Raw genomic sequence first — 26,087 nt, 5'->3', positions numbered from 1 at the left:
AAGACGGCCGGCGGATCGCCGGATAGCCGTTTAGGTAGCTCGTTGCGCGCGGGCGGAGCGGTGCGCCGAGGACGTCGGCGCGTTGTCGCCCGGCGATGCGGCATGGGCTAACATGTGCCTTTCCTCGGCTTTCGATCCCACTTCTCGGCCCTGGTGATTTGCATGAAGAGTATCTGCCTGGCTGCCGTGCTGGCGATGACCGCGATGGCAATCGCCAGGGCCGATGGACCGGCCGACAACAACGCAGGCACGGTGCGGCCGGTACCTCCGGCGGGCATCGCGGTCGCGCCCGAAGACGCCGAGCGATTGCAGGGAGCGCTGGCCCACCTCGACTCCCAGCTCGCCGCCTTGCGCGATCAAGGGCGCGAGCACCCCGAGCTGGTCGCCCAGTTGCCGGATGTCGAAATCTATGCCAAGGCGGTGCGCTACGCGCTGCAGTACGGCGAATTCTTCCAGCCTCGCGAGATCGAGGTCGCCGACAGACTACTCGCGCGCGGCGAGGAGCTGGCAAGCCTGCTCGCCAAGGGAGAGCGGCTCGATGACGGGAAAGCGATTGCGACGCAGGCCGTGCGAGTGCACGCCTACGTCTCGAAGATCGACGGTTCGATTCAGCCCTACCGGATCGTGATTCCGCCGGGTTATGACCCCGCGAGCGAACGTGCGCATCGGCTCGATTTCTGGTGCCATGGCCGAGGCGAGACGCTCAGCGAGCTGAACTTTATCGCGGACTCGTCCCCGGGCCAGTTCACGCCCCCCGACGCGTTCGTCGTGCATCTTTACGGCCGCTATTGCAACGCCAACAAATTCGCCGGCGAGATCGATCTCTTCGAAGCGCTCGCAGACGTCAAGCGGCGCTACCCGATCGACGACAATCGCGTCGTGATTCGCGGCTTTTCGATGGGCGGCGCCGCTTGCTGGCAGTTCGCCGTGCACTACCCGGGTCGGTTCGCGGCCGCAGCGCCGGGAGCCGGTTTCGCCGAGACGCGCGAGTTCCTGCGGGTGTTTCAAAGCGAACAGGTGGCCCCGCCCTGGTACGAGCAAACGCTTTGGCAGCTCTACGATTGCACCGACTATGCGGCGAACCTGTTCAACTGTCCGACCGTGGCGTACAGCGGGGAAGTCGATCGGCAAAAGCAGGCCGCCGACATCATGGCTACCGCCCTGCGTGCCGAGGGCATGGAACTGACACACGTGATCGGGCCCAACACGGCCCATTCGTATCACCCGCAAGCCAAGGAAGAGATCAACCGCCGCATCGATGCGATCGTGGCCCGCGGTCGAAACCCGGTGCCGCAGCGGGTGCGGTTTACGACGTTCACGCTCCGTTATCCCGAGTGTCTCTGGATCCGCCTCGAGGGCCTTGAGGAACACTGGAAGCGTGCCCGCGTCGACGCCGAGATCATCGACGCGCATACGGTGAAGGTGGCAACCGGGAACGTATCGGCGCTGCGGATATCGATGCCCAGCGGCGGCTGCCCCCTGGACAACACCCAGCATCCGACAGTGCAGATCGACGGCTACGCGCTCGAAGCGCCCGCCGTGCAAACCGACCGTTCCTGGGTGGCCGACTTTCACAAGTCGGCCGACGGTTGGCGCGTCGGTCCGCCGGGGGGCGACGATCCGCTGCGCAAGATCCCCGGCCTGCAGGGGCCGATTGACGATGCGTTCCTCGATTCGTTCGTCATGGTGCGCCCGACGGGCTCGACGCCGCACGAGCGGACGGCCGCCTGGGTCGATGCCGAAATGAAGCACGCGATCGAGCATTGGCGGAAGCAATTCCGCGGCGACGCGCGCGTGAAGGACGACACGGCCCTGACGGATGCCGACATTGCCGACAGCAACCTGGTCCTCTGGGGCGACCCGCAAAGCAATCGCGTGCTGGCCCGGATCGCCGATCAGCTTCCTATTCGCTGGGAGCAAGAACAGTTGCATGTCGGGCAGCAAAGCTATGCGGTCGAGGCCGTGATGCCGGTCTTGATTTACCCCAATCCGCTGAACCCGCGACGCTACGTCGTGCTGAACAGCGGCTTCACCTTTCGCGAGTACGACTATTTGAGCAACGCGCGACAAGTGCCCAAGCTCCCCGATTGGGCGTTGGTCGATACGCGCGTCCCTGCGACGAGCCGGGGGCCCGGCGAAATCGTCGCCGCCGGGTTTTTCGACGAGCACTGGCGGCTCGTCGATCGACCCTAGCATCCCGTTGAAGAATTCAAGGGGCTGCTAGATTGCAGGGACGCAATCCCAAAATGACGACGTATTGCATGGCGGTCGCAGTGCCTCCGGGCGGCATTCGCGTGCGACGGAGTCCGTCGCGACAGAGATCATCGCGACTTTGCGGAGAGGAGTTTGACGTCATGCGAGTGTTGTTGGCGGCCGGGATGGTGTTGGTTGTTGCGAGCAGCGCATGGGCCGACGAGCCGTCGACGGCCGACAACAGCCTCAGGGTCCTGTCCAACAACGCCGGCATTTTTCCGCAGCAGGTCCTCGCGCTCTATCCCGAGAAGCTCAAGGAGAAGAAGCAGGAGATTCTGGCCGACGAAACCGAGCGGGCGGCAAGGTTGGCGCAGGCCCTGATCGAGCTCGAGGACGATCCCGACGTCGTGCTGTTGCAGGAGATCTGGTCGGTCAAGGCACGCGATCGGCTGATCCAGGACCTGGCCGCAAAGTATCCTCACGTCAAGCACGCGCCGGACCTCGGCGCCGGCGTGGCCGTGATGCAGGCCTCGGGGTTGATGGTGTTCAGTCAACTGCCGCTCGAGGATTTCGCCTACCAGGAATTCACCCGCGGGATCGGCGCCGACAAGCTGGCTCGCAAAGGGATCGTCGGCGTCCGGCTGACGAAGCACGGCCGCAGCGTGGCGGTGTTCACGACGCACCTGCAGGCGGGCGGCAAGCGCGATCCGTCGGTCCAGCCCGATCAGCTCCGCGAATGCCGCGAGTTCATCCGTAAATTCGTCGGCGACCGGCGGGACGAGATGGCCGTCCTGGCCGGCGACTTCAACATCCGCTCGACCGACGCGGCGGCCTACGAGGTGATTTTCAAACAGCTCGACGGCGCCCGCGACACCTATCAGCAGCGGCCCGGCGCACTCACCACGACGACTCGCAACGACCAGCAGCCAAACAAGCGGATCGACTACCTCCTGACGTTCGGCGACGTGCGGGCCGAATCGACGATCCTCGACCTCGCCGGCCCCCAAATCACCGACCACCTGGCAGTGCTCGGGACGATCCGGCTCGATTGAGCGGCGACGGGCGGATGGTCATGCAGCAGAGAACGTTGACGAGCTGGCACTCGTGTCGCGCTGCTCGTATTTCGTTGTGAGTTGCAGGGCATTTTGCTCCGCGCAAGACCGCCAGAGATTCACCCTGTTTTGCACAACTTGCGAAGCAGAATCGGATAGTCGTGTTTGCTGCGGCCTTCTTGTCCTGGCACATTCAGCCTAGGACGGTTCGTCCTTAAGCAATGAGCACCGCGACTTCACTCCATCGAAATCAAGGAACTTCGACGTTACAACTTGCGTGAGTCGCAATGTTGGCCGGATGCGATACAGGTCTACCTATCGGCCACGAGGACGTACGCACCACGATGGTTTTCACCCCAAAAACGAGGAGAATGCGGCCTTCGCAGCCCCGCTGACGTTCTCGCTCGACAAGGCGATGCGCGTCAGGCGGAAACAGCCTGTCACTCAGCGAGAAACTGATATAGGCGCAAATTGCGACTTCCGAGGTTCGGCCGCCTGCAGATGGGCTGACATCCTTGTATGCTACAGGTGTTACGTTGGTTATCCTATAAACAAGTTCGGGCCGGAACTAGGGAGCATGCAATAACAATGTCAGGTAAAGAGCGGAATTTGTGGCGCATCCGCACCTTGGTCTCCAGCGGCGGCCTACTCATCGCCATCATTGGAGCCTTTAAAGCCTATGGGTCTCCGACTAGTGAGTTCTGGCGCATGCTAAATGCGATCGTGTGGACATTCGGCCCACCGATTTGGTTTATTGTTGAGTATTCCTACCTTTACCCGTGGCTCGACGGTAACCCGGCGCACAAAGAGGACTTGAAGCACGGACAGGGCTTGGCCGCCGCATTCTGGGCCGGTATTGGCGTATTGCTTCTTACGATTTATCAAACGCAGTCTCCGCAAACCGAAGTTGATGAACTGAAGCAAATCCAGACACAAATACAGGAAATCCGGCGGGAAATGTCGGCCTCTCTCCAGCGGCCACGAGTTGCGCAACAACAAGCCGAACCAGCGCATGCACCGGAGCCGGCTACTGGGTCGGCTACCGACGAAAAGCTGGCACCGTTGGCCCGATGATTTGGATCGCTCGGCGGCGTGACAGACACCGGCTACCATTGTGCATGCTCAGGAGGGCGTGTCCTGAGCGCACAGACGGCCGCTTCCAGGCTGCCCGATCCGAGACCCAGGTTCACTCGGTCCTCACCGAAAATCTCGCGATTGGCTCGGAATGCCCGGTAGTTTTCGGGTCAGGTCTTCGAGCTTCGACACGATTACGTGAATCACCTCGTCGCGGCGTTCGAGGCGCCCCTGGGCCAGCATCACCGTCGCCGTGCGGCCGGCGCGGTAGTGGCGCTGCCACGTGCTCGGATGAATCACCAGGTTCGCCACGCCCGTCTCGTCTTCGAGCGTGATGAAGATGATGCCCTTGGCGGTCGACGGATGCTGCCGCACGAGCACCAGGCCCGCCACACTTACCGGCCGGTCGGTCGGCCAGGTCGCCAGCCGTTCGGCCGGCAGCACGTACAGACGGTCGAGCTCGCGGCGGTAGAACGACAACGGGTGCGAGCGTAGCGACAGCCCGACCGTGCGATAGTCGGCCGCTACCTCGGCCGGCGGCGAAAGTCCGGGGAGCACGACGTCGGGCCCCTCGTCGTCGGGCAACTCGTCCAAGAGCGGCATCGTGCCGGTTTTTTTGGCCTGTCCCAGCGCGCGCCACAGGGCCTGTCTGCGGTCGCCGGCCAGCGCGCGCAAAGCGTCGGCCTCGGCCAAGCGCTCGAGCGCCGGCCGCGGCAGCCGCGCGCGGCGCACCAGGTCGTCGAGCGACGCAAAGGCCTGCCGTCGCCGGGCCGTCTCGATCGCGCGAGCCTGCTTTTCGGAAAGTCCCGCCACGAGCCGCAGCCCCAACCGCAGGGCCCACGGCGAAGCGGCGCGCTGGCCTTCGTGGGCATCGTCGGTCGACGCCCGATCGGCCGGCTCTTGATCGACAGCTCCCGGCTCGAGCGTGCAGTCCCAATCGCTGGCCGTGACGTCGACCGGCCGGACCTCGACGCCATGGGCACGGGCATCGCGCACCAGTTGGGCCGGCGCATAAAAACCCATCGGCTGGCTGTTGATCACCGCCGCGGCAAAGGCGGCCGGGTAGTAATGCTTCAACCACGCTGAGGCATAAACGAGCAAGGCAAAGCTCGTGGCGTGCGACTCGGGAAAGCCGTATTCGCCGAAGCCGCGAATCTGCCGGAACACGACCTCGGCAAATTCCTGCGTCAGTCCGTTGGCCCGCATCCCGTCGATCAGCCGCCGCTGAAACTGTTCGATCAAGCCGGGCCGGCGCCAGGCGGCCATCGCGCGGCGCAACTGATCGGCCTCGCCGGGCGTGAACCCCGCCGCGACGACGGCCAGCCGCATGGCCTGCTCCTGGAACAGGGGCACGCCGAGCGTTTTTTCAAGCACCTGCCGCAGGGCGTCGCTCGGATAGCTCACGGCCTCTTCGCCCGCGCGGCGGCGCAGATACGGATGCACCATGTTGCCCTGAATCGGCCCCGGGCGAACGATGGCCACCTCGATTACCAGGTCGTAAAAACACCGCGGGCGCAGCCGGGGGAGCATGCTCATCTGGGCCCGGCTTTCGATCTGAAACACGCCGACCGTGTCGGCCCGGCAGATCATGTCGTAAACGCGCTGATCGCCCTCGGGCAATTCGGCCAGCGACAGCCGGCGACCGGCGTGCCGCTCGACCAGGGCAAAACATTTGCGCAGGGCCGTGAGCATGCCCAGCGCCAGGCAATCGACCTTCAAGATGCCCAGCTCGTCGAGATCGTCCTTGTTCCACTGGATCACGGTGCGTCCTTCCATGGCCGCGTTCTCGATCGGCACCAGCTCGCACAACGGCCCCTGCGTGAGCACCATGCCCCCGACGTGCTGGGACAGGTGCCGGGGAAAACCGGCCAGCTCGTCGACCAGCGCCAACAGTTGCCGGGCGACGGTCGACTGCGGATCGAGCCCGGCCATTTGCAGGCGCCGCGGCAGCTCGGGATCGTGGCGATGGCCGTCGAGATGCCGGGCCAGGACGTCGAGCCGATCGAGCGACAGGCCGAGCGCCTTGCCCACGTCGCGCACGGCCGAGCGGACACAGTAGGTGATCACCTCGGCCGTCATGCCGGCCCGCTCGCGGCCGTACTTTTCATAGAGATACTGCAGCACCTCTTCGCGGCGCTCGTGCTCGAAGTCGACGTCAATATCGGGCGGCTCGTTGCGCTCGCGGCTGATGAACCGCTCGAACAGCACGTCCATCCGATCGGGATCGACCGACGTGATGCCCAGGCAATAGCACACGGCCGAGTTGGCCGCCGAGCCGCGGCCCTGGCACAGGATGTCGCGCCCACGCGCAAAACGCACCAGGTCCCAGATGGTGAGAAAATAGGCCTCGTAGTTCAGCTCGGCGATCAACCGCAGCTCGTGCACAAGCAATTGGCGGACCCGCTCGGGCACGCCCTCGGGCCAGCGCTGGCGGGCGCCCTCCCAGGTGAGCTGCTCCAGGTGCGCCGCCGGCGTCCGGCCGGTCGGGACCAGCTCCTCGGGATACTCGTAGCGCAGCTCGTCGAGCGAAAAACGGCAGCGGGCGGCCACCTCGACGGTACGGGCCACCAGCTCCGGCGCGGCGGCAAAGAGTGCGCGCAGCGCGGCGAGCGGCTTGAGGTGGCGCTGGGCGTTGGGAAACAGCCGCCGCCCGGCCTCGGCCACGGTGCAGCCGTGGCGCACGGCGTGCAACACGTCGCACAACGGCTGCCGCTGGGGAGTGTGAAAATGCACGTCGCCCGCCGCCACGACCCGGAGCCGCGCCGCCTCGGCCAGGCGCAGCATCTGGGCCAGCCGGGCCTCGTCGTCGGGGCCTTGGTGTAGCTCGGCCAGGGCATACAAGCGATCGCCAAACACCTCGCGATAGCCGTGCAACGAGGACGGGTGAACGAGTTTTTCGCCGCCTTGCCAGGCGGCGCTCGCCAAGTCGCCACGATCGGCAGGCAGGCTGCGCAAGCGGGCGCTGCCCGATGCGGCGCGCTCGGCGAGATCGGCCGAAGCGGGTTCCGCGTCGCGTTCGACCAAGGGCGCGCAGGCCAGCAGATCGTCGGCGTGCGCGGCGACGTCGGCGAACAACAGCTGGCACTGGCCCTTTTCGGCGCGCCGCCGGCCGAGAGTCAACAAACGGCACAGTCGCCCATAACCGCGACGATTCATGGCCAGCAGCACGACCGGCGAGGCATCGACCGGCGCGATCTCGGCCCCGATCAACAGCGGCAAGCCGACCTGCTTGGCGGCCGTGTGCGCACGCACCACACCGGCCACGCTGTGACGATCGGTGATCGCCAGCGCCTGATAGCCCAATTCGGCCGCGCGCTCGACGAGTTCGGCCGGATGCGCGGCGCCTTCGAGAAACGAAAAGTTCGACTTGCAGTGCAATTCGGCATAACCATCCACGGGATTGTTCCTCGCCTGCACGCGCCGCGATGGCCCTCCCTGCGCCGGCGGCGCGGCTCAATCGAACCAACCGTGCAAAAACCAACCGCCATCGGCCGAACGGCGAAACAGCCAGGCCCGGCGGCCGTCGTCGAGCTCGACGCGGTAATAGTCGCGGCGGACAAAACGCCCGCGCCACCAGCCGGTCTCGATGCACTCGGGCCCCCAGCAGTGCGCGACGGGCAATTCGCGACCCTGCCAGCGAAAAGCCTGCAACGCGCCCCGCGGCGAACAACGCACCGCCAACGGCCGTCGGGCCAGCGGCAGCAGGGTCGCCGGGCGCAAAGGCCACGACGCGGTCGCGGCGCGCCGGCGCCGGCCGCCGCGCGACACGGGCGCCACCACCGAGCGTGTGCGATAGGCACGCTCGGGCTGAGCCTCGGGCAGCAACTCGACGCGCGACACGGCCCGATATCCCAGGCGGCTGATCAAACGGCCCAGCAGTTCGTCGAGTTGCCGCGGAGCGGCGTCGCGCGTGCCGGTGGAAAACAACTCGAGCTGCCGCTGCTCGCGTGGCGCGATGCGACGGGCCTCGACGTGCGCCGACAGCACGCCCGAGCCTGGCCGCCGCCGGTCGAGCTGCAACCGGGCCAGCTCCAGCCAGTGCCGCACGTCGAGGCTGGGGCGAAACAAGTGCAGGTCGATCACGACCGGCTCGGCCGGGGCACAGCCCAAGGCAACGCGGACCTGCGTGGCTCCCCGATGGCGCGCGGCCAGTTGCTCGGCCACGCGGGCCAACAACCGCTCCAGTTCGCGCAGCAGGATTTCGAGATCTTCCAGGGGCAACTCCCAGGCCGCGGCGGCTTCGTGACGCGTGGCGGGCGCCACACCTTCGAGCACCTCGGCCGCGCGACCTTGCAAATCGTCGAGCCGGCGAGGAACCTGCGCGGCCACGTGCGCGGCGAGCGAGCCGCGCGGCAAGTCGATCAATTGTCCCACTTCGCGCAACCCCAACCGGGCCAGCGTCTGCCAGGTGTTGTCGTTCAATTGCAGCGCCTCGATCGGCAAACTGGCCACCGCCTCGGCCGTGGTTCCTGGCGCGATGATTTGCGGTGTGCCTGGCTGCGCGGCGAACCGGGCCAGCGCCCAGGCCGCGGCGAACGAGTCGGCAATGGCCACGGTATAAACCCAGCCCGCCGGCGCCAGGTGCGCGGCCAACTGGCTCAGCCACGGCTCTTCGCCACCCCACAAGCCGGCCAGGCCGGTGAGTTCCAGCCAGATCGCATCGTCGCGATCGTCGGCCACGGCCACTTGAGGACTGAAGACATGACACGCTTGGGCCAGCGCTACGAGCGCCTGGCGATCGGCCAACCGATCGTGTTCTTCGACGATCGGCGCCAGACCGCGGGCATCGTGGGCCAACAGGGCCTGCGCCTCGGCCAGCGGCAGGCCGGGATGCACGCCGCGCGCGACCAGTTCTTCGCTGGCCGCGACGATGACCAGCCCGCGCCGAGCATCGGCGCGCGACAAGATCAGCGGCCGCGCCCGCTCAACCTCCTGCGACGCGGCACGCCGGCGCTGGAGCGGCCACGCGGGGAACCACAGGCACGCCACACGCAGCGCCGCCGGCAAGGGAGGACTCGGGGCCACAGGCAGACAGGTGGTGCGTTTCATGATCGATCAGCAGCTCCAGACTGCGGCCGCGCCCCGGACCGCGGGCATGCCAGACTTCGACGCGAACCCGGGGACACCCCGCGCCGCTCGGACGCGGTTCGACCCCGAACCGCAGATCGGCCCACGTCGGTTCGCGGCGCGCCGGCGGTGGACGCAGCAACAAACCGATCGCTCCGCTTTGCTCGGCGGCCAACTGCCAGCGTCGAAACGTGTGGGGATCGAGCGTCTCGGGCCAGGCCACGACGGCAGCCAGCCCCGGGCAGCGCAGGGCCTGATCGGTTGCCCAACGGGCCTCGTCCGCACGGCCCGGCCGCACCAGGACCAGGCGATCCAAAGGCAGCCCCCAGGCCTGAGCGGCCGGTGGATAAAAAGTCTCGGCCGGATCGATCACGGCCCAATGCCCGGCGGCGCCACAGGCCTCGCGAGCCGCGACCAGGGCCAAGGTGGTGGCGACTCCCCCCTGTACGGCGGCGATCCACTCGATCAACGCACCACGGCGAAACCCTCTCTGCGGCAGCAGGCGATCGAGCGCCGTACAGCCCGTCCGTACGATGCCGGCCGGGTCGATGCGCGGGCTCTCGAAGCACCGGACCTGCTCGGCCAGGCGCTCGACAGTTTGACGGCGAGAATCGGCAGCCGAGATGGAACTCATGACGCCTGGCAAAATACTGAACTTTTGAACACTATTCAATGCTAGCACCCACCCCTGGCCGTGCAAGCGAGCTACCCCATGCAAGGCGACCGCCAACCCGAACCATTTGCTCTAACAGCTTTCAAACCCTAGGGTTTCCGCAAACCAATTGGGTTGGGCAAACTGGGACAGAAAACATTTCTTCCCAACCGAAAAATCACGGAGTACGTATTCGAGGGAAGTGTTCTCACCCGCCTGAAGTGCCGATACGATGGCTTGTTTCACCCCCACTCGTTTGGGGCACCTGGCAGTTCCTGAGGCATTGGCATCGACGAACGACTGGCGTTCATTTTCAGCAGAGAGCACAAGCCCATCACACGGGGGCCCTGGCAGCTCGACCCGGAGAACCAAACTGCAATGACCACCGCTACGATTGAAAGTCCCGCGCTCGAAGTCGACGTGATCGAGGAACTGCGGCTCCGCCGTTGGGCGCGCGAGAATTACGTGTCGGACGAGCTGCGCAATCGGGAATGGCACCCGATCGTGCTCGACGAGATGCAGAAGCGCGACCGCGAACTCAACGCCCTGTCGGCCGCGACGGCTTGAGCCGAACGACGCTCGATCGTTCGCGCACCTCTCCGCGCGCCCCGCTTCGAGCCGTGTCGAACCGAGGGCGCCGACACCGCCCAAGCACCGCTGCTACACGCGCACCTTCGCTATTGCGGCACAGCCGGACCAGGCGCGCTGCCCGGGGCGCGAAGATCGTAGCAGGCCATCTCCAGATGGTTGCGGATGTACAACCGGCCATCGACCAGCGCGGGATTGTTCCAGGTCCGCCCCTTCACGGCCTCGTTGAGCAGCGCCAATTCGACGTGCTTTTGGGGCTGCGCTTCGACCAGCGCCAACTGCCCTTCTTCGCCCAGCACGATCAACAAATCGCCGGACAAGAGCATCTGCCCGTGCCCATACCGGCCTTTCTTCCACTGACGTTTGCCGTCCTCGAGAGCCAGGCACGTCAGAATGCCCTTGTCGAGACCGTAGACGTAACCCTCGCGCACCACCGGGCACGCGTAGTCGCATTTCAGCTCGCGGTTGCGCCACCGCTGTTCGACGGCGAACTTGCCGTCGGCCGATTTTTTCACCTGCACCACGGCCGTACCGGCGTTCGACGATAACAGCAACCGATCATCAGGCAGCGCGATGGGCTGCGCGGCGTTGATGTCGAAATCGCTGCGCCAATCGAAGCGCCAAAGCTCGTGGCCGTCACCCGGATCGTGCGCCGCCAGACCGCCGGCATCGAAGATCAGGATCTGCCGCGCGCCGGCGAGGGTCACCAGCATGGGCGAGCCGTAGCTGCCCTGGGTATGGCCGGCGCTCCACACCAGATGGCCGTCCCCGGCATCAAAAGCCAGTACCCCGCGACTGTTCTCACTCCCCTTCTGCACGCCCGGGTTGACGATCACCAACTGGTCGCAAACGAGCGGCGAACCGCTCATGCCCCAGGTCAGATTGGCAACCTGCGCCGCGTCGAGAATATCGTGCTCCCAGAGCGGCTTGCCCGTGCGGCCTTCGAGGCAGGCCAGATGCCCGGTCGCACCCAGTGTGTAGACCTTGCCGAAGGCGACGCTCGGCGTGGCGCGTGGACCGTCGCCGCCCAGTTGCTCGCTGAACAACGCGTCGTATTCGTAACGCCAGTGCTCTTTGCCCGTGGCAGCGTCGTAGCACACGACCGTTTCCTTTGGGCCGCGCTGTTCGATGGTGATCGCGTTGCCGGCCACGACCACGAACGCCGCATAGCCGCCGCCGACCGGCTGGCGCCAGAGCGCCGGCGGCGGCGAATTCCAATCGCGCTGCAACGGCGGACTCTGCACGACGCCGTCTCGGGCGCGGCCGCGATACTCGGGACAATCGCCCGGCGCCGCCACCAGATCGACAGCCAAGGCCTCGGCTTCACCCACCTGTTGCCGATGCGCTGCCAGCAGACTGTCGCGCGAAGGCTCCCAGCGAAACTCCAGCTTCACTTGCATATCGCCGGTCAGATCCACCCGGCGCACCGCGGCAAACCACAGCCCGGCCGCCACGGCGAGCATTCCCAAGAAGCCCATGCGCGCCCACAGCGCATAGCGGCTCAGCGTTACAAACCAGGCTGCCAGCGCCGCCAGCGCACCGGCCACGACAAACGTCACGTACATCCCCGCGACATCGGCCGACATGCGATCTTCTGGCACCAAACGCAAACCGACGATCCCCGCCGCCGCGGCAGCAACGATCAATCCGGCCAACCAGAGGCGGTGAGAACGACGCACCGGAGCTTGTTGTTGCTCTTCCATCATGCAGACGAGCCTCCCATGACCTTCAACAGCAGCCCGTTGCCACCCCACGCGGCACGGAGCAGGCGAATGGTCTGGCGACATTCTAGAAATCGAACGACAACCCGCCAAACACGTCGCCGGCAAAAAAGGCCGCGGGCACAGCCCTGGCTTCGCTTCGAGGCGAAACCCAGGCCGTGCCCGCGAGATGCCGTCGCGCCGCCGGCGCGCCCGACTATTCTTCGCTTTGCAGGAACGGCTTCAGTTCCTTGGCCATAAACTCGGCGCCGTAGTGGGCGGCGTAAAACTCGTCTTCCAGGCTCAGCTTATCGGCCGTACGGAGCCAGAAATCACTGGCGTAGTAGATGCCGTACTTGTTGATGCAGCAACGGCCCAGATAGCGCGCGTCATTGATCTCATGAATCTTGCTGAGAAACTCGGCCGACGGCTTGAAGCCTTCCGGCAAATCGGCGATCCAGCGGAAGATGAAAACCGTCCGGACGTCGTTCCCTTCGTTGTCTTTCCAGAGCGACGGATCGGAGGCGATGATCACCGACACCGTGCCGCTCGATTCGACGGTCACGCGAAAGCGACCGTCTTCCATTTTCTTGTAAGCAAAGGCGCTCTGATCGAGCAATTCCTGCAGCGAGCCAGCCTTGGACGTGGCGGCCGGGGCCGCACCATCAGGGTTCGAGCGCTGGGCCAGCGCCACCGAGGTCCCGCAGAACAACATTCCGGCCACCGTGGCCGCGGAGAGAAATCGAGCAAACGGGCAGTGCGTCATGGAAGAAGTGCTCCTCGCGGAAAGTAGGGGCCGAAAGTCCGATGGTCCGATCCGTTCAACACATCCGAATTCCGTCTCGGCCCTGGCCCTGGATCATGAAATCCGGCCCTGCGGAGGGGCCGGAGCAAAACCTGCCAACGACAATCTGACTAATTGCCTGCGCCCATCGGCGGATTCGCGTTGGTCGGCGCGCCGCGCTCGCCGCCGATCGCCTCGCCCTGCGCAATCGGCTTCGCCACGGATGCACTGAGAGAACGCATCATGCCGCTCATCCGCGCCGCGCGGGCGGGATTCAATTTATTGACTTTTTCGCCCGGTGCGACTTTCACAGGCTTGGCAGCCGCAGCGGCTGCCTTGGCCTCGGGGGCCAGGCGGGTTTGTTTAACCGCGCCGGAATTGGTTGCCCCGGAACGCAGCGCCGGAGTGCGGGCCGTGTCAGGTTTCATCGCCACCGGATGAGTTGCCGACTTTACGGCCATCTTGAAGCCCTTGCGGACCTTCAAGTGATTGATCTCGGCGGGCGCCGCCTCGGCCTGTACGGCTTGGGCCGTTGGACGCTGCTGCTGGGAACTACGCGGGTCGTCGGCCACGGCCGGCTGCGCGGCCAGCACCAACCCTAGCCCGACAAAGCTCCATCGAAATGTTCGCATCACGTGACTCCTTGCGGTGAATCCCTGCATCCGGCGGAGGAACACCATATTACCCCGCCCATGGGGAGATTCCACCAGGGATTAGACGGAGACGTGGCGCGATTCGTTCCCTCGCCCTGGAAATAAACCTTTTCCTAATCTGCCACTGCAGCGGCCGGCCGCTGGGCTAACTGCCCCCGCGCCGCTGCATGTAGTACCGCTGAACGTCGGCAATACAACTACGGCCCGTCGGCGAACGCTCCAGGCAGCAAGCCTCAGGCGACTTGGCACGCTCGATCGTCGCTCGAACGCGTCGCACGCCGCCTTCGGCCAGGTCTTGATCGATGTCGTCGAGCGTAAGCCCGAAACATGGGCAGACCGGCGCGGCCGGGTCCTTGGGATAAACGGGCTGGCGCAGGGAATCGACGCTCACCACCCGCTCCAGCACGTTGAAATAGGCGGCATCGCAGCGCGGAAAAGGACAAAACCACGCGGCATCGCCCAGCGCCGCAGCCGCTTCGGGCATCAATTGTGCCGCGAGCGTTTCCCGTCCGACCGCAACTCCCGGCGAACCACAGCGCGGGCAGCGCGCCGTCTGCAGGTCGTCCGGTTCGCGGACAAAGGCCTTGTTCACGGCACGTCACTCCGGCGTCGCGATGGTCTAGAGCTGACGTCTCAGGCTAACTCATCCCTTGCGCATGGGCCAAGAGTGGCTGTTGGCGGAGACGTTGCGAGTTTTTTTGGCGGATGACCGTTGACGGGGCCGCAGAGCAGGCGTATTATCCGCAATCGATTTGCATCTGCAAGCATTTTGCCTCAACCGTTGCCGTGTCGTTTTCGCGCTCCATCGCCGCTCGCTACGTCGCCTTGGCCGCCTATGTGACCATGGGTGTGGCGAGCTATGGCTGGCACGGCCCGGCGGGCAATTGCGGCCACCCGTGTGCACACGCGGGACCGCACCTCCTCGCTGCCGAGCACAGTGAGTGTCACCATGGCCCTGGCGCGCACGAGCACGAAGAGCATCACCACGGCGATTCGGAGCATCGCTCCGGACACGAGCACGATGCGCCGTCCGACTCGCCGACATCCGACGAATGCTCGATTTGCAAACTCCTTTCGCAGGCCTGCGACCGCAACGTCACGACCGTCGTCTTGCATCTGCAAGGCCCGGCCGTAGACCGGCCCGTGGTCATCTCAGTCCAGGTAAGCGGTGTGCGCCTGCTTACCGTCCATCCGCGCGGGCCGCCCAAGGTCGTCTAGGCCGCGTTCCTCGGCATTCCTCGGCGCCGCAGTCTGCGCCGAGTGCTGCCCTCGTGGCGTGGCTGACGCTCTGCTCGCGCCGAAGGTCCGTCGCTTGCGTTTGAAGCTTTCGGCGCGGCATTCACGAGTCTAGCAGTCCTGCGCGAGGGTGAGGCCATGTTTGCGCGCCGCAGTGCATTTACGTTGATCGAACTGCTAATTGTCCTGGGCATCATCGGCCTGCTGATCGGGCTCTTGATCCCGGCCGTGCAAATGGCGCGTGCTTCGGGTCGCAAGACCGAGTGCGCGAACAATCTGCGCCAAATCGGGCTGGCCGTGACGATGTATGGAAACGCCTTCAACGGGCAGTTTCCAGGCACGATGCACGACAGCCTCGATCAGGATATCCGCGACTCGTGGATCCATCTGCTGGCGCCGTACTTGGAGAATGTCGACGAGGTCCGCATTTGTCCCGACGATCCGCAACGCGACAAACGGCTGGAAGCGCGGATGACCAGCTATGTGCTGAACGACTACGTCACCGTTTCCGACCCGGAGCCTGTGCGCCGTGCGGGCCTGCGCGTGGCCATCACCAATCGGAATTACATCAAGTCGATGTCGACGACGATTCTGGCGTTCGAGATCGCCGGCAAAGCCGATATCTCGCTGCACAACGAGCATATCCACGCCAAGACCTGGTTCTCGAAGAGCAACTTGCGTGACAAGACCATCTGGATAGCGATCACGAACGAGATTTCGCCCGATCGCCACTACGGCACCAACTACCTGAAGCACCAGACGCCGGATCACCAGACGAATGGTCTGGCGCATTACCTGTTCGCGGATGGCCACGTGCAACTGTGGCCCGACGCGATTCTTCACCGCTGGGCGGACGAGGGCTGGAACTTTGCCAAGCCCAACTCGGCCTTTCTGACTCAATGATCGTCGCGCCGTGGAAACGCTCGTGAACTAGCCGTTCGATCGCCTGGCACGATCGCTGGCCCTGCCGGCGACGGCTGCTCGGCGCCGCACTGCGTCCTGGAACGACGCTGCGGATCTAGCTGCGCGCTCGCCGGTGCGCAGAGCACGACGCTGTACGAGTTCTTTTCCCTGCTTGCATTTGTCTTACTTGGAGACCCTACGATGAGTCGCAACCTGTTCCAAAAACTTCTGCCGCTGATTACCGCCTTCGCCTGGATCGTCGGCACCCCACCCTCCGCGCTGGCACAGCACGCCGGGGACATCGTCCTCAAAGTGCAAGGCGGCCAGATCGTGCCCGGCGCGCTCGGCGCGAACGATGAGTTCGCCCAACAGTGTGTGTTTGGTGTCGAGCTCGGCGAAATTTTTCCCAACTTTGCCGATGAGCCGGGCTTCGATTCGACGGCCGGAACTTTTCCCGTGCCAAGCAGCAACGGCTTCAGGCTGCTCGACGCCGTGCGCGCCTGGGACGGCAGCGATTTTGACGCTTTTTCCAGCGAGCGGATGGGCGTCGGCTTCGGCCCGCTGCCCGATGTGCTGACGCCGATTTCGACGTCGACGGTGACGGGCTTCACTCTGCCGGTGGCCGCCGACGGTACCTGGCACCGGCACCTGGAGTATTTGCTCAGCTCGCCCGCCGACGACGGTATCTACCTGATGAAGATGTCAATCTTCAGCAACCATGCCGGCGTCGCCGAGTCGGATCCCTTCTATCTCGTCTTCAACAACAACATGTCCGAAGTCGATCACGACGCGGCCATCGCCTGGGTCGAAGAGAATATGTGCAACCCGGTGCCGGAGCCGAGTTCGCTGATGTTGGCCGCGATCGGCGCGGCGGGCCTCGCGGTCACCTGGCGGCGACGGCGGCGCCGCGCCGGCTAATCGCTCGTCCGAATAGCGGATGGATTCGCGGCTGGATGTTTCCTGACGGCCTCTTCTTGCCCGTCGTCGCGGATACCCTAACGGGCCCGCGGCGGCGGGCGGTTTTGTTCGATTGGGTGTATGATCGCCTCCCGCTGGGCAGGAACATCCGAGTCACGAAGTCCTCCAGGTCGATGCCGTGAAGCTTTCCCCTCGTCACGAGAAGTTGCTGGCCCGCACGTTTCTCGACTACCGCGCGACGAGCGACTTTGTCGACTTGCCGCTGGTCGTCGAGCGCGCCGAAGGGCTGTATTACTGGGACGTCGAGGGCAAACGATACTTCGACGCCATTGGCGGCATTTTCGTGGCGGTGCTCGGACACGGGCACCCGCGGGTCGTCGAGGCGGTCCGCCGGCAATTGGGGCAACTGACACTCGCGCCGCCGCTGCACGGCATTGCCACCATCACGCTCGATTTCATTGAACGGCTCGGCGAAGTCGCACCGGCAGGGCTGAATTTCGCCAAGCCCTTCAGCGGCGGCAGCGAATCGGTCGAAGCCGCACTGAAATTCGCCCGCCAGTACTTTCGCCAATCGGATCACCCGCACAAGCACAAGTTCGTCAGCCTGTACCGCGGCTATCACGGCGGCACGTTCGGAGCGATGGCCGCCAGCGGCACCGGCAAGCGCACGGCCAAGTTCGAGCCGCTGCCGGGCGGGTTCTTGAAGGTCATGCCCCCGCTGGCTTATCGCGATCGGTTCGGCGATTGGGAAGCGTGCAACCGGTTTTGTGCCCAGTTGTTCGAAGACGTCATCGTTCATGAAGACCCGGACACAGTCGCCGGGGTGATTCTCGAACCGATCAGCAATACGGGCGGCATCAGCACGCCGACTGACGATTACTTTCGCCTGATCCGCGAAATCTGTGATCGCCACCAGGTGTTATTGATTTTCGACGAGATCATCACCGGCTTTGCCCGTACCGGAGGGATGTTTGCGGCGCAGGCGATCGGCGTCACGCCCGATCTGATCTGCTCCGGCAAGGGACTGTCGAGCGGCGTCGTGCCCTTGGGCGCCATGATCGCCCGCGGCGACATGGCGGCGGCGTTTGTCGGACGCGCGGACAGCGATCGTCACTTTGCGCACGGGCACACCTATTCGGGGAACCCATTAGCGGCGGCGGCCGGGTTGGCCGTGATCGATGAGATCGTCGAGCAACGGCTGGTCGAACGCGCCCGCGTGCTCGGCGAGTACCTGGCAGCCAAGCTCGAAGGCCTCAAGCGGCTGGGGTGTATTCGAGAAGTTCGCGGACGTGGACTGCTGCGCGGCGTCGAACTGGTCGAAGACCCGGTCACCGGCCGGCCCTTCCCGCCCGAACGCAAGCTCGGCAACGCGTTGCGGCGCGCGGCCATCGAGCGCGGAATCATCCTACGGATCGATCCCGATTGGTTTGCTGTGGCACCGGCCGTCATCGCCACCGAGGCGCAAATCGACGAACTTTGCGCGCTGGTGGAACAGTGCTTGATCGACGCACTGGAACAGGTGGCCAATCGTCCCTAAGCCCTTGGCCCTGTTTGCGTTGTGCAGCCGACGCGACAATCCGCCAAATTGACCGTCACCCCGGCTTCCGCGTAGACTATCGCACAACAGATCGACGGGCGTTGATGGATCGGCGCTCGATTGCGATATGCAACCGGGGAACGAGGCAATTGATGGCCACGATGGAACATCGCCGCTTTACGCCATCGGTTTTGCTCGCCGGGGCCGTTTGGCTGATCTCGTTTTGGGTGTTTTCACCCGCGGCGACTCTCGCCGATGAGCCCGTGGCCGCCGCCGATCCCGCGGCGATTGAGTTCTTCGAGACCAAGATCCGCCCGCTGCTCGCGAACCAGTGCTGGGAGTGTCATGGTCCGGGCAAGCAGGAGTCGAGCCTGCGGCTGGACAGCCGCGAGGGCATCGCTCGGGGTGGCGACTCTGGCGCCGCCGCGGTGCCGGGAGATCCGCGTACGAGCCGCCTGATCGAAGCGGTCGCCTATACGGGGGATCTGCAAATGCCCCCCGCCGGCAAGCTGACCGACGCTGAAATCGCCGACCTTACGGCCTGGGTTGCCATGGGAATGCCCTGGCCTGCTGACGCCGCCCAGCATGTGGAAACGCTGGACGAGCGGACGCAACGTTTCCGCCAGGATCACTGGTCGCTGCGCCCTGTGAAGATGCCAGCACCGCCGCCGGTCGCCGACGGCGAATGGCCGTTGACCGGCGTAGATCACTTCGTGCTCAGCCACTTGGAGCAAGCCAAGTTACGTCCTTCGGCACCGGCGGACCGACGCACGCTGCTCCGGCGCGTGACGGTCGATCTCACCGGTTTGCCGCCGACCTATGAAGACGTCGTGGCGTTCGAAAATGATCGCTCGCCCCAGGCATACGAAGACGCCGTCGATCGGCTGCTCGAATCGCCGCTTTATGGGCAACGCTGGGCGCGACACTGGCTCGACGTGGCACGTTACGCCGACACCAAGGGCTACGTCTTCACGCAGGACCCGAAGTATGCGTTTTCCTACACCTATCGCGATTACGTCGTCCGGGCCTTCAACGACGATCTGCCGTACGACCAGTTCCTGATCGAACAACTCGCGGCCGACCTGCTGCCGCTGGGCGATGACAAGCGCCCGCTGGCGGGCCTGGGCTTTTTGACGCTCGGCCGGCGGTTCATGTTCAATCCGCACGACATTATCGACGATCGCATTGATGTCACGACGCGCGGGCTGATGGGCCTGACCGTCGGCTGCGCCCGTTGCCACGATCACAAGTACGATCCGATCCCGCAGGCCGATTACTACTCGCTGTACGGTGTGTTTGCCAGCACGCACGAGCCGGAGGAGCTGCCGCTGGTCGGAATGCCGGAGGAAACCGCGGCCTATCAAGCCTTCCAAGCGGAGCTGGGCAAACGCCAGGCGGCACTCGACGAGTTTTTGAACACGGAGCATCCGCGCCTGTTGGACGAGCTGCGCACCAGCGCAGGCGCCTATCTGGCCGAGGCCCTGAAGCCGGCGGTCGTCGTCGACAAGGACGATGCCATGCTTTCGTTCTCGCCTGGCGAAGTCCGGCCGGCGGTCGTCGAACGCTGGCGGCGCTTCCTCAAAGAGAAAACGAACGCAGCGCATCCGGTGTTCGGCCTTTGGCATGCCTTCGCTGCCCTGCCGGGCGAGCAATTCGCTGATGCCGCGCGCGATCTTTCGAGCAAACTGGCCGCGGCGGCCGCCGGCAAAGGCGAAGTCGCCGGCACGACGTTGCCCGTGGCCAATGCCAACCCGTTGGTGCGCCAGGCGCTCACCGATCGCCCGCCGCAGTCACCGGCCGATCTCGCGGCCCGCTATGGCGAATTGCTCGTGAACAGTTACCGTGCCTGGCAATCTCTGCCGCCGGGGCCGGACGGTCAGCAACCGGCCGCGCTACCCGACGCGGCGGCCGAGGAGTTGCGCCAGGTGCTCTTCGGCGAGGGGACGCCGACCGCCATGACTCGCGACGAGATCTCGGGGCTCCTCGACCGCCAGACACAAGCCAAGTACGGCCAGCTCGCGCGGGTCATCGAGGAGTTGCAATCGCAAAGCCCCGAGTCGCCGCCGCGAGCCATGGCCTTGGCCGACAACCCCACGCCACATCAGCCGCACGTTTTCCTTCGGGGCAACCCGGGCCGGCCAGGCGATGAAGTGCCGCGGCGATTCCTCGGAGTCTTGTCGAGCCAGCAACGGGCCAATTTCGGCCCAGGCAGCGGCCGGCTGGAGATGGCCAGGGCCATTGCCAGCGCCGACAACCCGCTCACGGCGCGGGTCATGGTCAACCGGGTGTGGATGCACCATTTTGGGGCATCGCTGGTGCCGACGCCGGGCGATTTTGGCGCCCGCGGCGAACCGCCGACAAATCCCGAGCTGCTCGACTACCTGGCCGCGCGCTTCGTGGCCACGGGCTGGTCGGTCAAGCAGTTGCATCGCGAAATCGTCTTATCGCGGACCTATCAGCAGGCCAGCCTGCCTCGCGAAGATGCGATGGCGGTAGATCCTGAAAATCGGCTGTGGTGGCGCACGCTCCCGCGGCGGCTCGAGTGGGAGGCCCTGCGGGATTCGCTATTGGCGGTTTCGGGCACGTTGGATCTGTCGCTCGGCGGCCGTCCGGTCGATCTGTTCGCCGAGCCGTTTACCGGCCGTCGCACGCTGTACGGTTTTCTCGATCGGCAAGACTTGCCGGGACTGCTGCGGATCTTCGATTTTGCGAACCCCGACGTCAGCACGCCGCAGCGGTCGGTCACCACCGTACCCCAACAAGCGCTGTTCTTGATGAACTCGCAGTTCGTGATTGCCCAGGCCAAGCAGTTGGCGGCGCGAACGACGAGCTCGGCCGGCGACGTGCGACCGCGCGTGACGGCGCTGTACCGTCTGGCCCTGGCGCGCGACCCGCAAGAGAATGAGTTCGCCGCGGCCGAGCAGTTCCTCACCGCGGCCGCCGCCGACGCCACGCCCGAGCTTGCTCCGTGGGAGCAGTTTGCCCAAGTGCTCCTGTGTTCCAACGAGTTTGCGTTTGTCGACTGATCGCACCCACAGTCAGGCCGATTCGCCCGAGGCGAGTATGAACCAGCCCCCGCCATTCGATCTGCCACGCCTGAGTCGCCGCGAGCTCCTCCAACGCGGTGGCACCGGGCTGGGGCTGCTGGGCCTGGCCGGGCTGTTGTCGGCCGAGACGCAAGCCGCTGCGCCGATCGATGCGCTGGCCGTGCGGCCGCCCCATTTTCCAGCCAAGGCGAAGCACGTCATCCACCTGTTCATGAACGGCGGCCCTTCGCACGTCGACACGTTCGATCCCAAGCCGTCGCTGGCCAAGTATGCCGGCCAGGCGCTGCCGACCGAGAATTTGCGCACCGAGCGCAAGACCGGGGCGGCGATGCCCTCGCCCTACAAGTTCACCCGGCATGGCGACAGCGGGCTGGAGATCAGCGAGATCTTTCCGCAGGTGGCGCGGCATGCCGACGAATTGTGCGTGATCCGCTCGTTGCATGCCGACGTGCCGAATCACGAACCTTCGCTGATGCTGATGAACTGCGGCGATGGACGTCTGGTGCGCCCGAGCATGGGCTCCTGGGTGACCTACGGCCTCGGCACCGAGAATCAGAACCTGCCCGGCTTCATCGCCATGTGCCCGGGCGGCTACCCGATCAAGAGCACCGAGAACTGGCAATCGGCCTTTTTGCCCGGCGCCTACCAGGCGACCTACATCGACAGTCAGCACGCCGAAATCGAGCGGCTGATCCAGAACATTCGCAACAACGCGCTGGGCCTGGAGCCGCAGCGCCGCCAGCTCGACTTGTTGGCCGAGTTGAATGCCCGGCATGCGGCCGAGCGGCGCGAGGAAGCGGCCCTCGAAGCGCGGATCCACTCGTTCGAGCTGGCCTATCGCATGCAGATCGAAGCCGCCGAGGCCTTCGACGTCAGCCGCGAGCCGCAGCACATCCTCGATCTGTACGGCCCCGGCGTTCAGGCCCGCCAGATTCTCATCGCCCGGCGGCTCGTCGAGCGCGGCGTGCGGTTCGTGCAGCTCTGGCACGGCGCCGGCCAGCCGTGGGACAACCACGACGACTTGGAAGCCAATCACCGCACTCTCGCGCGGCAATGCGACCAGGCCATCGGCGCGCTGTTGACCGATCTCAAGCAGCGCGGGCTGCTCGAATCGACGCTCGTGCTCTGGGGCGGCGAATTCGGAAGGACGCCCACCGTCGAGCTGCCGCAGGCCGGGGCCAATGCCGGCAAGGTGAACGGCCGCGACCACAACCACTACGGCTTCAGCGTGTGGCTGGCCGGGGGCGGAGCGCGCGGCGGCCAGGCCTATGGGGCCACCGACGAGTTCGGCTTCCAGGCCGTCGAGAACAAGGTCCACGTTCACGACCTGCACGCCACGATGCTCTCGCTGCTCGGCTTCGACCACACCCGGCTCACCTACCGCTTTGCCGGCCGCGATTTCCGGCTGACCGACATTCACGGTCGCATCGTACCGGAACTGATCGCGTAGCAGCGCAGCCGGATCACGGGCCGGAACGTAGCGTAGCTGCCCCCGGCGACTCGCTGCGAGCTGCCGGGGGCCAATCAGCTACCTGGACCTTCCACGCGACGCCGGCTCAGCGCTCTTTCGGCTGCCAGAGGCCCAGCACGGCGCCCTGAGGGTCGGTAAAGATTGTCAACGACCCAAAATCGCCGGCCGGATGGTTTTCGAGCATGATCGTCGCGCCCAGCTTGCGGGCCTTGTCGGTCGCGGCCTTCAAGTCGTCGACGAGCACATACGACAGCCAGAACGAAGGCACGTTGGGCATCGGGTTCTGCATGATCCCGCCCCCGGTCCCTTCGCCGGCGTGAATCATGTAGTACATGCGATCGGGCATCTGAATGCCCTCAATCTTCCAATCGAACAGTTTGCCGTAGAACTCGCGGGCCACGTCGAGATCGTTGGCGTTCAACTCGCAGTGACAGAATGGATTTCCCACGATGCGTAACTCCTGGGGGTAAAGAAAAAAGATGTCTGATGTCTAGCAGAGCGACGGCAGGAAGCGCTCGAGCCGATCGAGGCAGCCGGTCCAGCCTTCGCCGTGTTTGGTGCGGTCGATTTCAGTCGGCAGCAGCTCGTGCGTGAGCACCAGTCGGGTGCCGCCGTCGTGATCCAAGAGCTCGACCGTGACGAGGGTCTCATCGCGCAGGCTGCCTTCGTTCTGCCACTGCCAGGTGAACACCAGCCGCCGCGGCGGGCTGATCTCGCGGTATTCGCCGGCCACGATGTAGAGCGGCGCGCCCGGCCGCTGCATCCCAATCCGATACCGGCCGCCGACGCGGAAGTCGACCTCCATGATCGGATGGTCCATGTCCGGCGCTGGCGCAAACCATTGGGACAACTGCTGCGGATCGGTCCAGGCGCGAAAGACGCGTTCGCGCGGCGCCCGCAAGGTGCGGTGCAGCACAAGTTTTGGCGGGCTGTCCGTCGTAGACTCTGCCATGAGGGGCCTCCATTAATTTAACCGTCTGGTTAAATGATAGCCGCGACCCATGTGCAGTCAATAGCCGCATGGACCACGGCCCGCCGATTTTGTAGGGCGGGCCCGACGGTGGTTCTTGAACCTAGACGATCTCGCCGATCAATCGGGCCGTGTCGGGGAGCAGTCTTTGCGGTCGGTTTTGGGCGTCGCGCAACAGCGTTTCGAGCGAGATTCCCGGGCGGTCGTAGAGCGTGGCCAGCACGTCGCAGGAACTAACAGTACCAAAGGTTCCTGGAACCTTTTCTGCTTTAGGTCCTCGACCAATGGTAGACCTCTTGGCTTGGCAGTTCGGGCAATGATCAACCGATCCGACGATGACTCGACCTCCACAAATTGGGCATCTCGACGTCGCCGACATGTTGATGGACCTCGATTAGAAACGTCTGCCGCGCCTTAGCCATCGTTGACTTGCCCGTCAGGAGCCTCACTGCTTTGGTTTGCTCACCGAGCGTATCTTAAGTCGCGGTCCACTGTCGCCATTGACGTACACGATATATTTCACACCTGCCTTAGGAACCCAAATCACGACACTGACGTGGTCCCGACCACGTCCATTACCCCCGTCCACACTGATCTCTTGTCCCTTAGGGTGACCGAGGTCCCCGCTGAACTCGTACACGCTGATGTCGAGGGTCGCGGGCGGAGCCTCCATTCCAGCAATGGCCATTGGGACCCCGGCCTCGCATTCCAATACCAGAGTCACAGAAGATCCATAAGAATGCGATCCACTCCTCTTTGGCACTTCTGCGGGAGCCAGTTTCAGAACAGGGCTATCTAAATCCACTGGTACGACCCGCCACATCTTTGTGACCTCCGCCCTCCCGAATGATGCCGACCACAACACCAGCACGCAACACAAGCACCACCGGATCATCCATCGCGTACTTTCGCGTCCCACGTTATTTTCAATCATCCTTGTGCATTCCTCTCTAAAGTGTCCAGCTGATCAATACGCGGTCCCTTGTAGAGGACATCGGTTAACGCGCGGCGGTTTATTGGTCCCCACCAGTTCGGCCCATCTTCGGTAATAGGTCCGGCCGCTCTACACGAATGTACTCTTCGATCGTCCCTGTGTTCAGGGGCAACAAGGACTTACTCTTCCCTGCGCTCTCTCTGAACCGACCCTATCGCTAGCACCGTAGTACGGTGCATGAGCCCTTCTTCTTCGCGCAGCCGGGAGGACTTGGATGGTCCTCCGTCGTGTGGCCGTGGAGTTGCTCCAAGATGGATCGACCCAGGATGCTGTCGCCGAGCGGCTGCACGTCAGCCGTTCGAGTGTGAAACGCTGGATCAAGGCCTTTCGCGGCGGTGGCGTCGCGGCCTTGAAGCCCAAGACTCCCAAGCCCGCCGCGCGCCGCTTGTCGGAAGACTAATGCCACCAGCTCTGCGACATCCTCGTCGCCGGGCCGCTGGCTGCCAGGGGGAATAAACGGGGGGGAATAAACGGGGACAGGTCCAGGGAATAAACGGGGATAGGTCCAATTTACGAATCCGAGAGCGAAGCCTTGCGCGGGCGGCCGGGCGCGCGGAGCGTGGCTTGGAGCCCAAGGGCGGCGGCGGTCGACGCGATCCATGACGTGCTGCCGTAGGGTGTGCCGCGCTGCGGGAAGAAACGGGGACAGGTCCAATTCTTGCCTGGTTGCGGGATCGTGGTTCCGATCAAGGCCATGCCAGGAACCGCGCGAGCCGCACCGGGTGGGTTCGTTTATCATGTGCTGAATCGTGGCGTGGGGCGGATGCGGTTGTTCGACAAGGCCCGCGACTACGAAGCGTTCGAAGAGGCACTGGCGGAGACCTTGGCCAAGGTGCCGCTACGGGTCTGCGGCTTTTGGGCAGCAGAAAAGGTGTCAGGAATGCTCTGTAGAAAACCCCTGATCTTGGTCGCATCACTCCGCGGTGCGCAAGTTGGTTGCCCCGAATTCCTCGAGAGAATAGCAATTGGCATTTGCGGACATGATACGAGCGAGGCGTTGCAAGGTAGCTTTTCTACAGAGCATGTCAGGAACCAAATGCGATCCGAACGCAGCCGCGGTTAGGCAACGCGCCCCGGGAAGCGGGAGCCGGGGCTGAATCACCTTGCGGCTGCCTGAGAACACTTTTGCTGGCTCGGTGGATTGCCGCATGTCCTCAAGATCCTCCACTGTGCGCCACGGATTTGGACGAATACCCACTCGCCGAGGCACGAGGCGCGTGCTGTAACGTGGCCACTCGACGGGCACGC

Annotated in this window: 21 protein-coding genes; 12 read left to right on the top strand and 9 right to left on the bottom strand. The window is 64.7% G+C overall.

Annotated features, from left to right (window positions below):
- Positions 1-162 precede the first annotated feature (162 nt).
- The 3 genes from K1X74_09730 to K1X74_09720 all read left to right on the top strand — a co-directional run bounded on the left by K1X74_09730 (position 163) and on the right by K1X74_09720 (position 4,319).
- Positions 163-2,193: a prolyl oligopeptidase family serine peptidase gene (locus K1X74_09730; protein ID MBX7166613.1), complete on the top strand. Its 2,031-nt coding sequence runs from the start codon at positions 163-165 to the stop codon at positions 2,191-2,193.
- A 161-nt stretch (positions 2,194-2,354) separates the two neighbouring features.
- Complete coding sequence (locus tag K1X74_09725; GenBank protein MBX7166612.1) at positions 2,355-3,245, top strand: endonuclease/exonuclease/phosphatase family protein; 891 nt, start codon at positions 2,355-2,357, stop codon at positions 3,243-3,245.
- A 588-nt stretch (positions 3,246-3,833) separates the two neighbouring features.
- Positions 3,834-4,319: a hypothetical protein gene (locus tag K1X74_09720; GenBank protein ID MBX7166611.1), complete on the top strand. Its 486-nt coding sequence runs from the start codon at positions 3,834-3,836 to the stop codon at positions 4,317-4,319.
- 123 nt (positions 4,320-4,442) lie between these two features.
- Here K1X74_09720 and K1X74_09715 read toward each other — a convergent pair whose 3' ends face one another.
- The 3 genes from K1X74_09715 to K1X74_09705 are packed head-to-tail and all read right to left on the bottom strand — an operon-like array spanning position 4,443 to position 10,020.
- Positions 4,443-7,736: an error-prone DNA polymerase gene (locus K1X74_09715; GenBank protein MBX7166610.1), complete on the bottom strand. Its 3,294-nt coding sequence runs from the start codon at positions 7,734-7,736 to the stop codon at positions 4,443-4,445.
- A 36-nt stretch (positions 7,737-7,772) separates the two neighbouring features.
- Positions 7,773-9,224 (bottom strand): DNA polymerase Y family protein, encoded by a 1,452-nt coding sequence (locus K1X74_09710; GenBank protein ID MBX7166609.1) that lies wholly within the window; start codon positions 9,222-9,224, stop codon positions 7,773-7,775.
- 19 nt (positions 9,225-9,243) lie between these two features.
- A complete protein-coding gene (locus K1X74_09705) occupies positions 9,244-10,020 on the bottom strand; it encodes a hypothetical protein (protein MBX7166608.1) in 777 nt (258 codons plus the stop codon).
- A gap of 396 nt (positions 10,021-10,416) precedes the next feature.
- Between K1X74_09705 and K1X74_09700 the strand changes: the two genes are divergently transcribed.
- On the top strand, positions 10,417-10,605 hold the full coding sequence (locus K1X74_09700; protein MBX7166607.1) for a hypothetical protein: 189 nt from the start codon (positions 10,417-10,419) through the stop codon (positions 10,603-10,605).
- A gap of 110 nt (positions 10,606-10,715) precedes the next feature.
- On the opposite strand, the gene K1X74_09695 is transcribed toward K1X74_09700, so the two are convergent.
- The 4 genes from K1X74_09695 to K1X74_09680 all read right to left on the bottom strand — a co-directional run bounded on the left by K1X74_09695 (position 10,716) and on the right by K1X74_09680 (position 14,355).
- The gene (locus K1X74_09695) at positions 10,716-12,332 is read right to left on the bottom strand and encodes a PQQ-like beta-propeller repeat protein (protein ID MBX7166606.1); all 1,617 of its coding nucleotides are present in this window, start codon (positions 12,330-12,332) and stop codon (positions 10,716-10,718) included.
- 211 nt (positions 12,333-12,543) lie between these two features.
- Complete coding sequence (locus K1X74_09690; GenBank protein ID MBX7166605.1) at positions 12,544-13,092, bottom strand: hypothetical protein; 549 nt, start codon at positions 13,090-13,092, stop codon at positions 12,544-12,546.
- A 149-nt stretch (positions 13,093-13,241) separates the two neighbouring features.
- On the bottom strand, positions 13,242-13,790 hold the full coding sequence (locus K1X74_09685; GenBank protein ID MBX7166604.1) for a hypothetical protein: 549 nt from the start codon (positions 13,788-13,790) through the stop codon (positions 13,242-13,244).
- A 118-nt stretch (positions 13,791-13,908) separates the two neighbouring features.
- Complete coding sequence (locus tag K1X74_09680; protein ID MBX7166603.1) at positions 13,909-14,355, bottom strand: hypothetical protein; 447 nt, start codon at positions 14,353-14,355, stop codon at positions 13,909-13,911.
- A gap of 113 nt (positions 14,356-14,468) precedes the next feature.
- Here K1X74_09680 and K1X74_09675 point away from each other — a divergent pair, with 113 nt between their 5' ends.
- From K1X74_09675 to K1X74_09650, 6 genes are all read left to right on the top strand, one after another.
- A complete protein-coding gene (locus K1X74_09675; GenBank protein ID MBX7166602.1) occupies positions 14,469-14,981 on the top strand; it encodes a hypothetical protein in 513 nt (170 codons plus the stop codon).
- Between the two features lie 156 nt (positions 14,982-15,137).
- Positions 15,138-15,902 carry a DUF1559 domain-containing protein gene (locus tag K1X74_09670; GenBank protein ID MBX7166601.1) on the top strand — a complete coding sequence of 255 codons (765 nt, stop codon included), beginning with the start codon at positions 15,138-15,140 and terminating at the stop codon, positions 15,900-15,902.
- Positions 15,903-16,103: 201 nt separating this feature from the next.
- Positions 16,104-16,820, top strand: coding sequence for a PEP-CTERM sorting domain-containing protein (locus tag K1X74_09665; GenBank protein MBX7166600.1), 717 nt, complete (start codon positions 16,104-16,106; stop codon positions 16,818-16,820).
- A gap of 178 nt (positions 16,821-16,998) precedes the next feature.
- Positions 16,999-18,357 (top strand): aminotransferase class III-fold pyridoxal phosphate-dependent enzyme, encoded by a 1,359-nt coding sequence (locus tag K1X74_09660; protein ID MBX7166599.1) that lies wholly within the window; start codon positions 16,999-17,001, stop codon positions 18,355-18,357.
- A gap of 152 nt (positions 18,358-18,509) precedes the next feature.
- Positions 18,510-21,383 (top strand): PSD1 and planctomycete cytochrome C domain-containing protein, encoded by a 2,874-nt coding sequence (locus K1X74_09655; GenBank protein ID MBX7166598.1) that lies wholly within the window; start codon positions 18,510-18,512, stop codon positions 21,381-21,383.
- Positions 21,384-21,420: 37 nt separating this feature from the next.
- Positions 21,421-22,854 carry a DUF1501 domain-containing protein gene (locus tag K1X74_09650; protein ID MBX7166597.1) on the top strand — a complete coding sequence of 478 codons (1,434 nt, stop codon included), beginning with the start codon at positions 21,421-21,423 and terminating at the stop codon, positions 22,852-22,854.
- A 106-nt stretch (positions 22,855-22,960) separates the two neighbouring features.
- Here K1X74_09650 and K1X74_09645 read toward each other — a convergent pair whose 3' ends face one another.
- Both K1X74_09645 and K1X74_09640 read right to left on the bottom strand, forming a co-directional pair.
- Complete coding sequence (locus K1X74_09645; protein ID MBX7166596.1) at positions 22,961-23,323, bottom strand: VOC family protein; 363 nt, start codon at positions 23,321-23,323, stop codon at positions 22,961-22,963.
- 42 nt (positions 23,324-23,365) lie between these two features.
- Positions 23,366-23,827, bottom strand: coding sequence for an SRPBCC domain-containing protein (locus K1X74_09640; GenBank protein ID MBX7166595.1), 462 nt, complete (start codon positions 23,825-23,827; stop codon positions 23,366-23,368).
- A gap of 1,226 nt (positions 23,828-25,053) precedes the next feature.
- Between K1X74_09640 and K1X74_09635 the strand changes: the two genes are divergently transcribed.
- The gene (locus K1X74_09635; GenBank protein ID MBX7166594.1) at positions 25,054-25,239 is read left to right on the top strand and encodes a helix-turn-helix domain-containing protein; all 186 of its coding nucleotides are present in this window, start codon (positions 25,054-25,056) and stop codon (positions 25,237-25,239) included.
- A 276-nt stretch (positions 25,240-25,515) separates the two neighbouring features.
- Positions 25,516-25,902, top strand: coding sequence for a hypothetical protein (locus K1X74_09630; GenBank protein MBX7166593.1), 387 nt, complete (start codon positions 25,516-25,518; stop codon positions 25,900-25,902).
- Positions 25,903-26,087 lie beyond the last annotated feature (185 nt).

The organism is Pirellulales bacterium (assembly GCA_019694435.1).
GTDB lineage: Bacteria > Planctomycetota > Planctomycetia > Pirellulales > JAEUIK01 > JAIBBZ01.
This window is presented reverse-complemented; position numbering and strand designations above follow the sequence as displayed.

What these genes read in the sequence shown, in the direction of transcription:
- K1X74_09640 (MBX7166595.1), bottom strand. Translation starts at nt 23,827, where the DNA reads ATGGCAGAGTCTACGACGGACAGCCCGCCAAAACTTGTGCTGCACCGC.
- K1X74_09670 (MBX7166601.1), top strand. Translation starts at nt 15,138, where the DNA reads ATGTTTGCGCGCCGCAGTGCATTTACGTTGATCGAACTGCTAATTGTC.
- K1X74_09665 (MBX7166600.1), top strand. Translation starts at nt 16,104, where the DNA reads ATGAGTCGCAACCTGTTCCAAAAACTTCTGCCGCTGATTACCGCCTTC.
- K1X74_09635 (MBX7166594.1), top strand. Translation starts at nt 25,054, where the DNA reads ATGGTCCTCCGTCGTGTGGCCGTGGAGTTGCTCCAAGATGGATCGACC.
- K1X74_09655 (MBX7166598.1), top strand. Translation starts at nt 18,510, where the DNA reads ATGGCCACGATGGAACATCGCCGCTTTACGCCATCGGTTTTGCTCGCC.
- K1X74_09690 (MBX7166605.1), bottom strand. Translation starts at nt 13,092, where the DNA reads ATGACGCACTGCCCGTTTGCTCGATTTCTCTCCGCGGCCACGGTGGCC.
- K1X74_09730 (MBX7166613.1), top strand. Translation starts at nt 163, where the DNA reads ATGAAGAGTATCTGCCTGGCTGCCGTGCTGGCGATGACCGCGATGGCA.
- K1X74_09705 (MBX7166608.1), bottom strand. Translation starts at nt 10,020, where the DNA reads ATGAGTTCCATCTCGGCTGCCGATTCTCGCCGTCAAACTGTCGAGCGC.
- K1X74_09650 (MBX7166597.1), top strand. Translation starts at nt 21,421, where the DNA reads ATGAACCAGCCCCCGCCATTCGATCTGCCACGCCTGAGTCGCCGCGAG.
- K1X74_09695 (MBX7166606.1), bottom strand. Translation starts at nt 12,332, where the DNA reads ATGATGGAAGAGCAACAACAAGCTCCGGTGCGTCGTTCTCACCGCCTC.
- K1X74_09700 (MBX7166607.1), top strand. Translation starts at nt 10,417, where the DNA reads ATGACCACCGCTACGATTGAAAGTCCCGCGCTCGAAGTCGACGTGATC.
- K1X74_09720 (MBX7166611.1), top strand. Translation starts at nt 3,834, where the DNA reads ATGTCAGGTAAAGAGCGGAATTTGTGGCGCATCCGCACCTTGGTCTCC.
- K1X74_09675 (MBX7166602.1), top strand. Translation starts at nt 14,469, where the DNA reads ATGACCGTTGACGGGGCCGCAGAGCAGGCGTATTATCCGCAATCGATT.
- K1X74_09685 (MBX7166604.1), bottom strand. Translation starts at nt 13,790, where the DNA reads ATGGTGTTCCTCCGCCGGATGCAGGGATTCACCGCAAGGAGTCACGTG.
- K1X74_09725 (MBX7166612.1), top strand. Translation starts at nt 2,355, where the DNA reads ATGCGAGTGTTGTTGGCGGCCGGGATGGTGTTGGTTGTTGCGAGCAGC.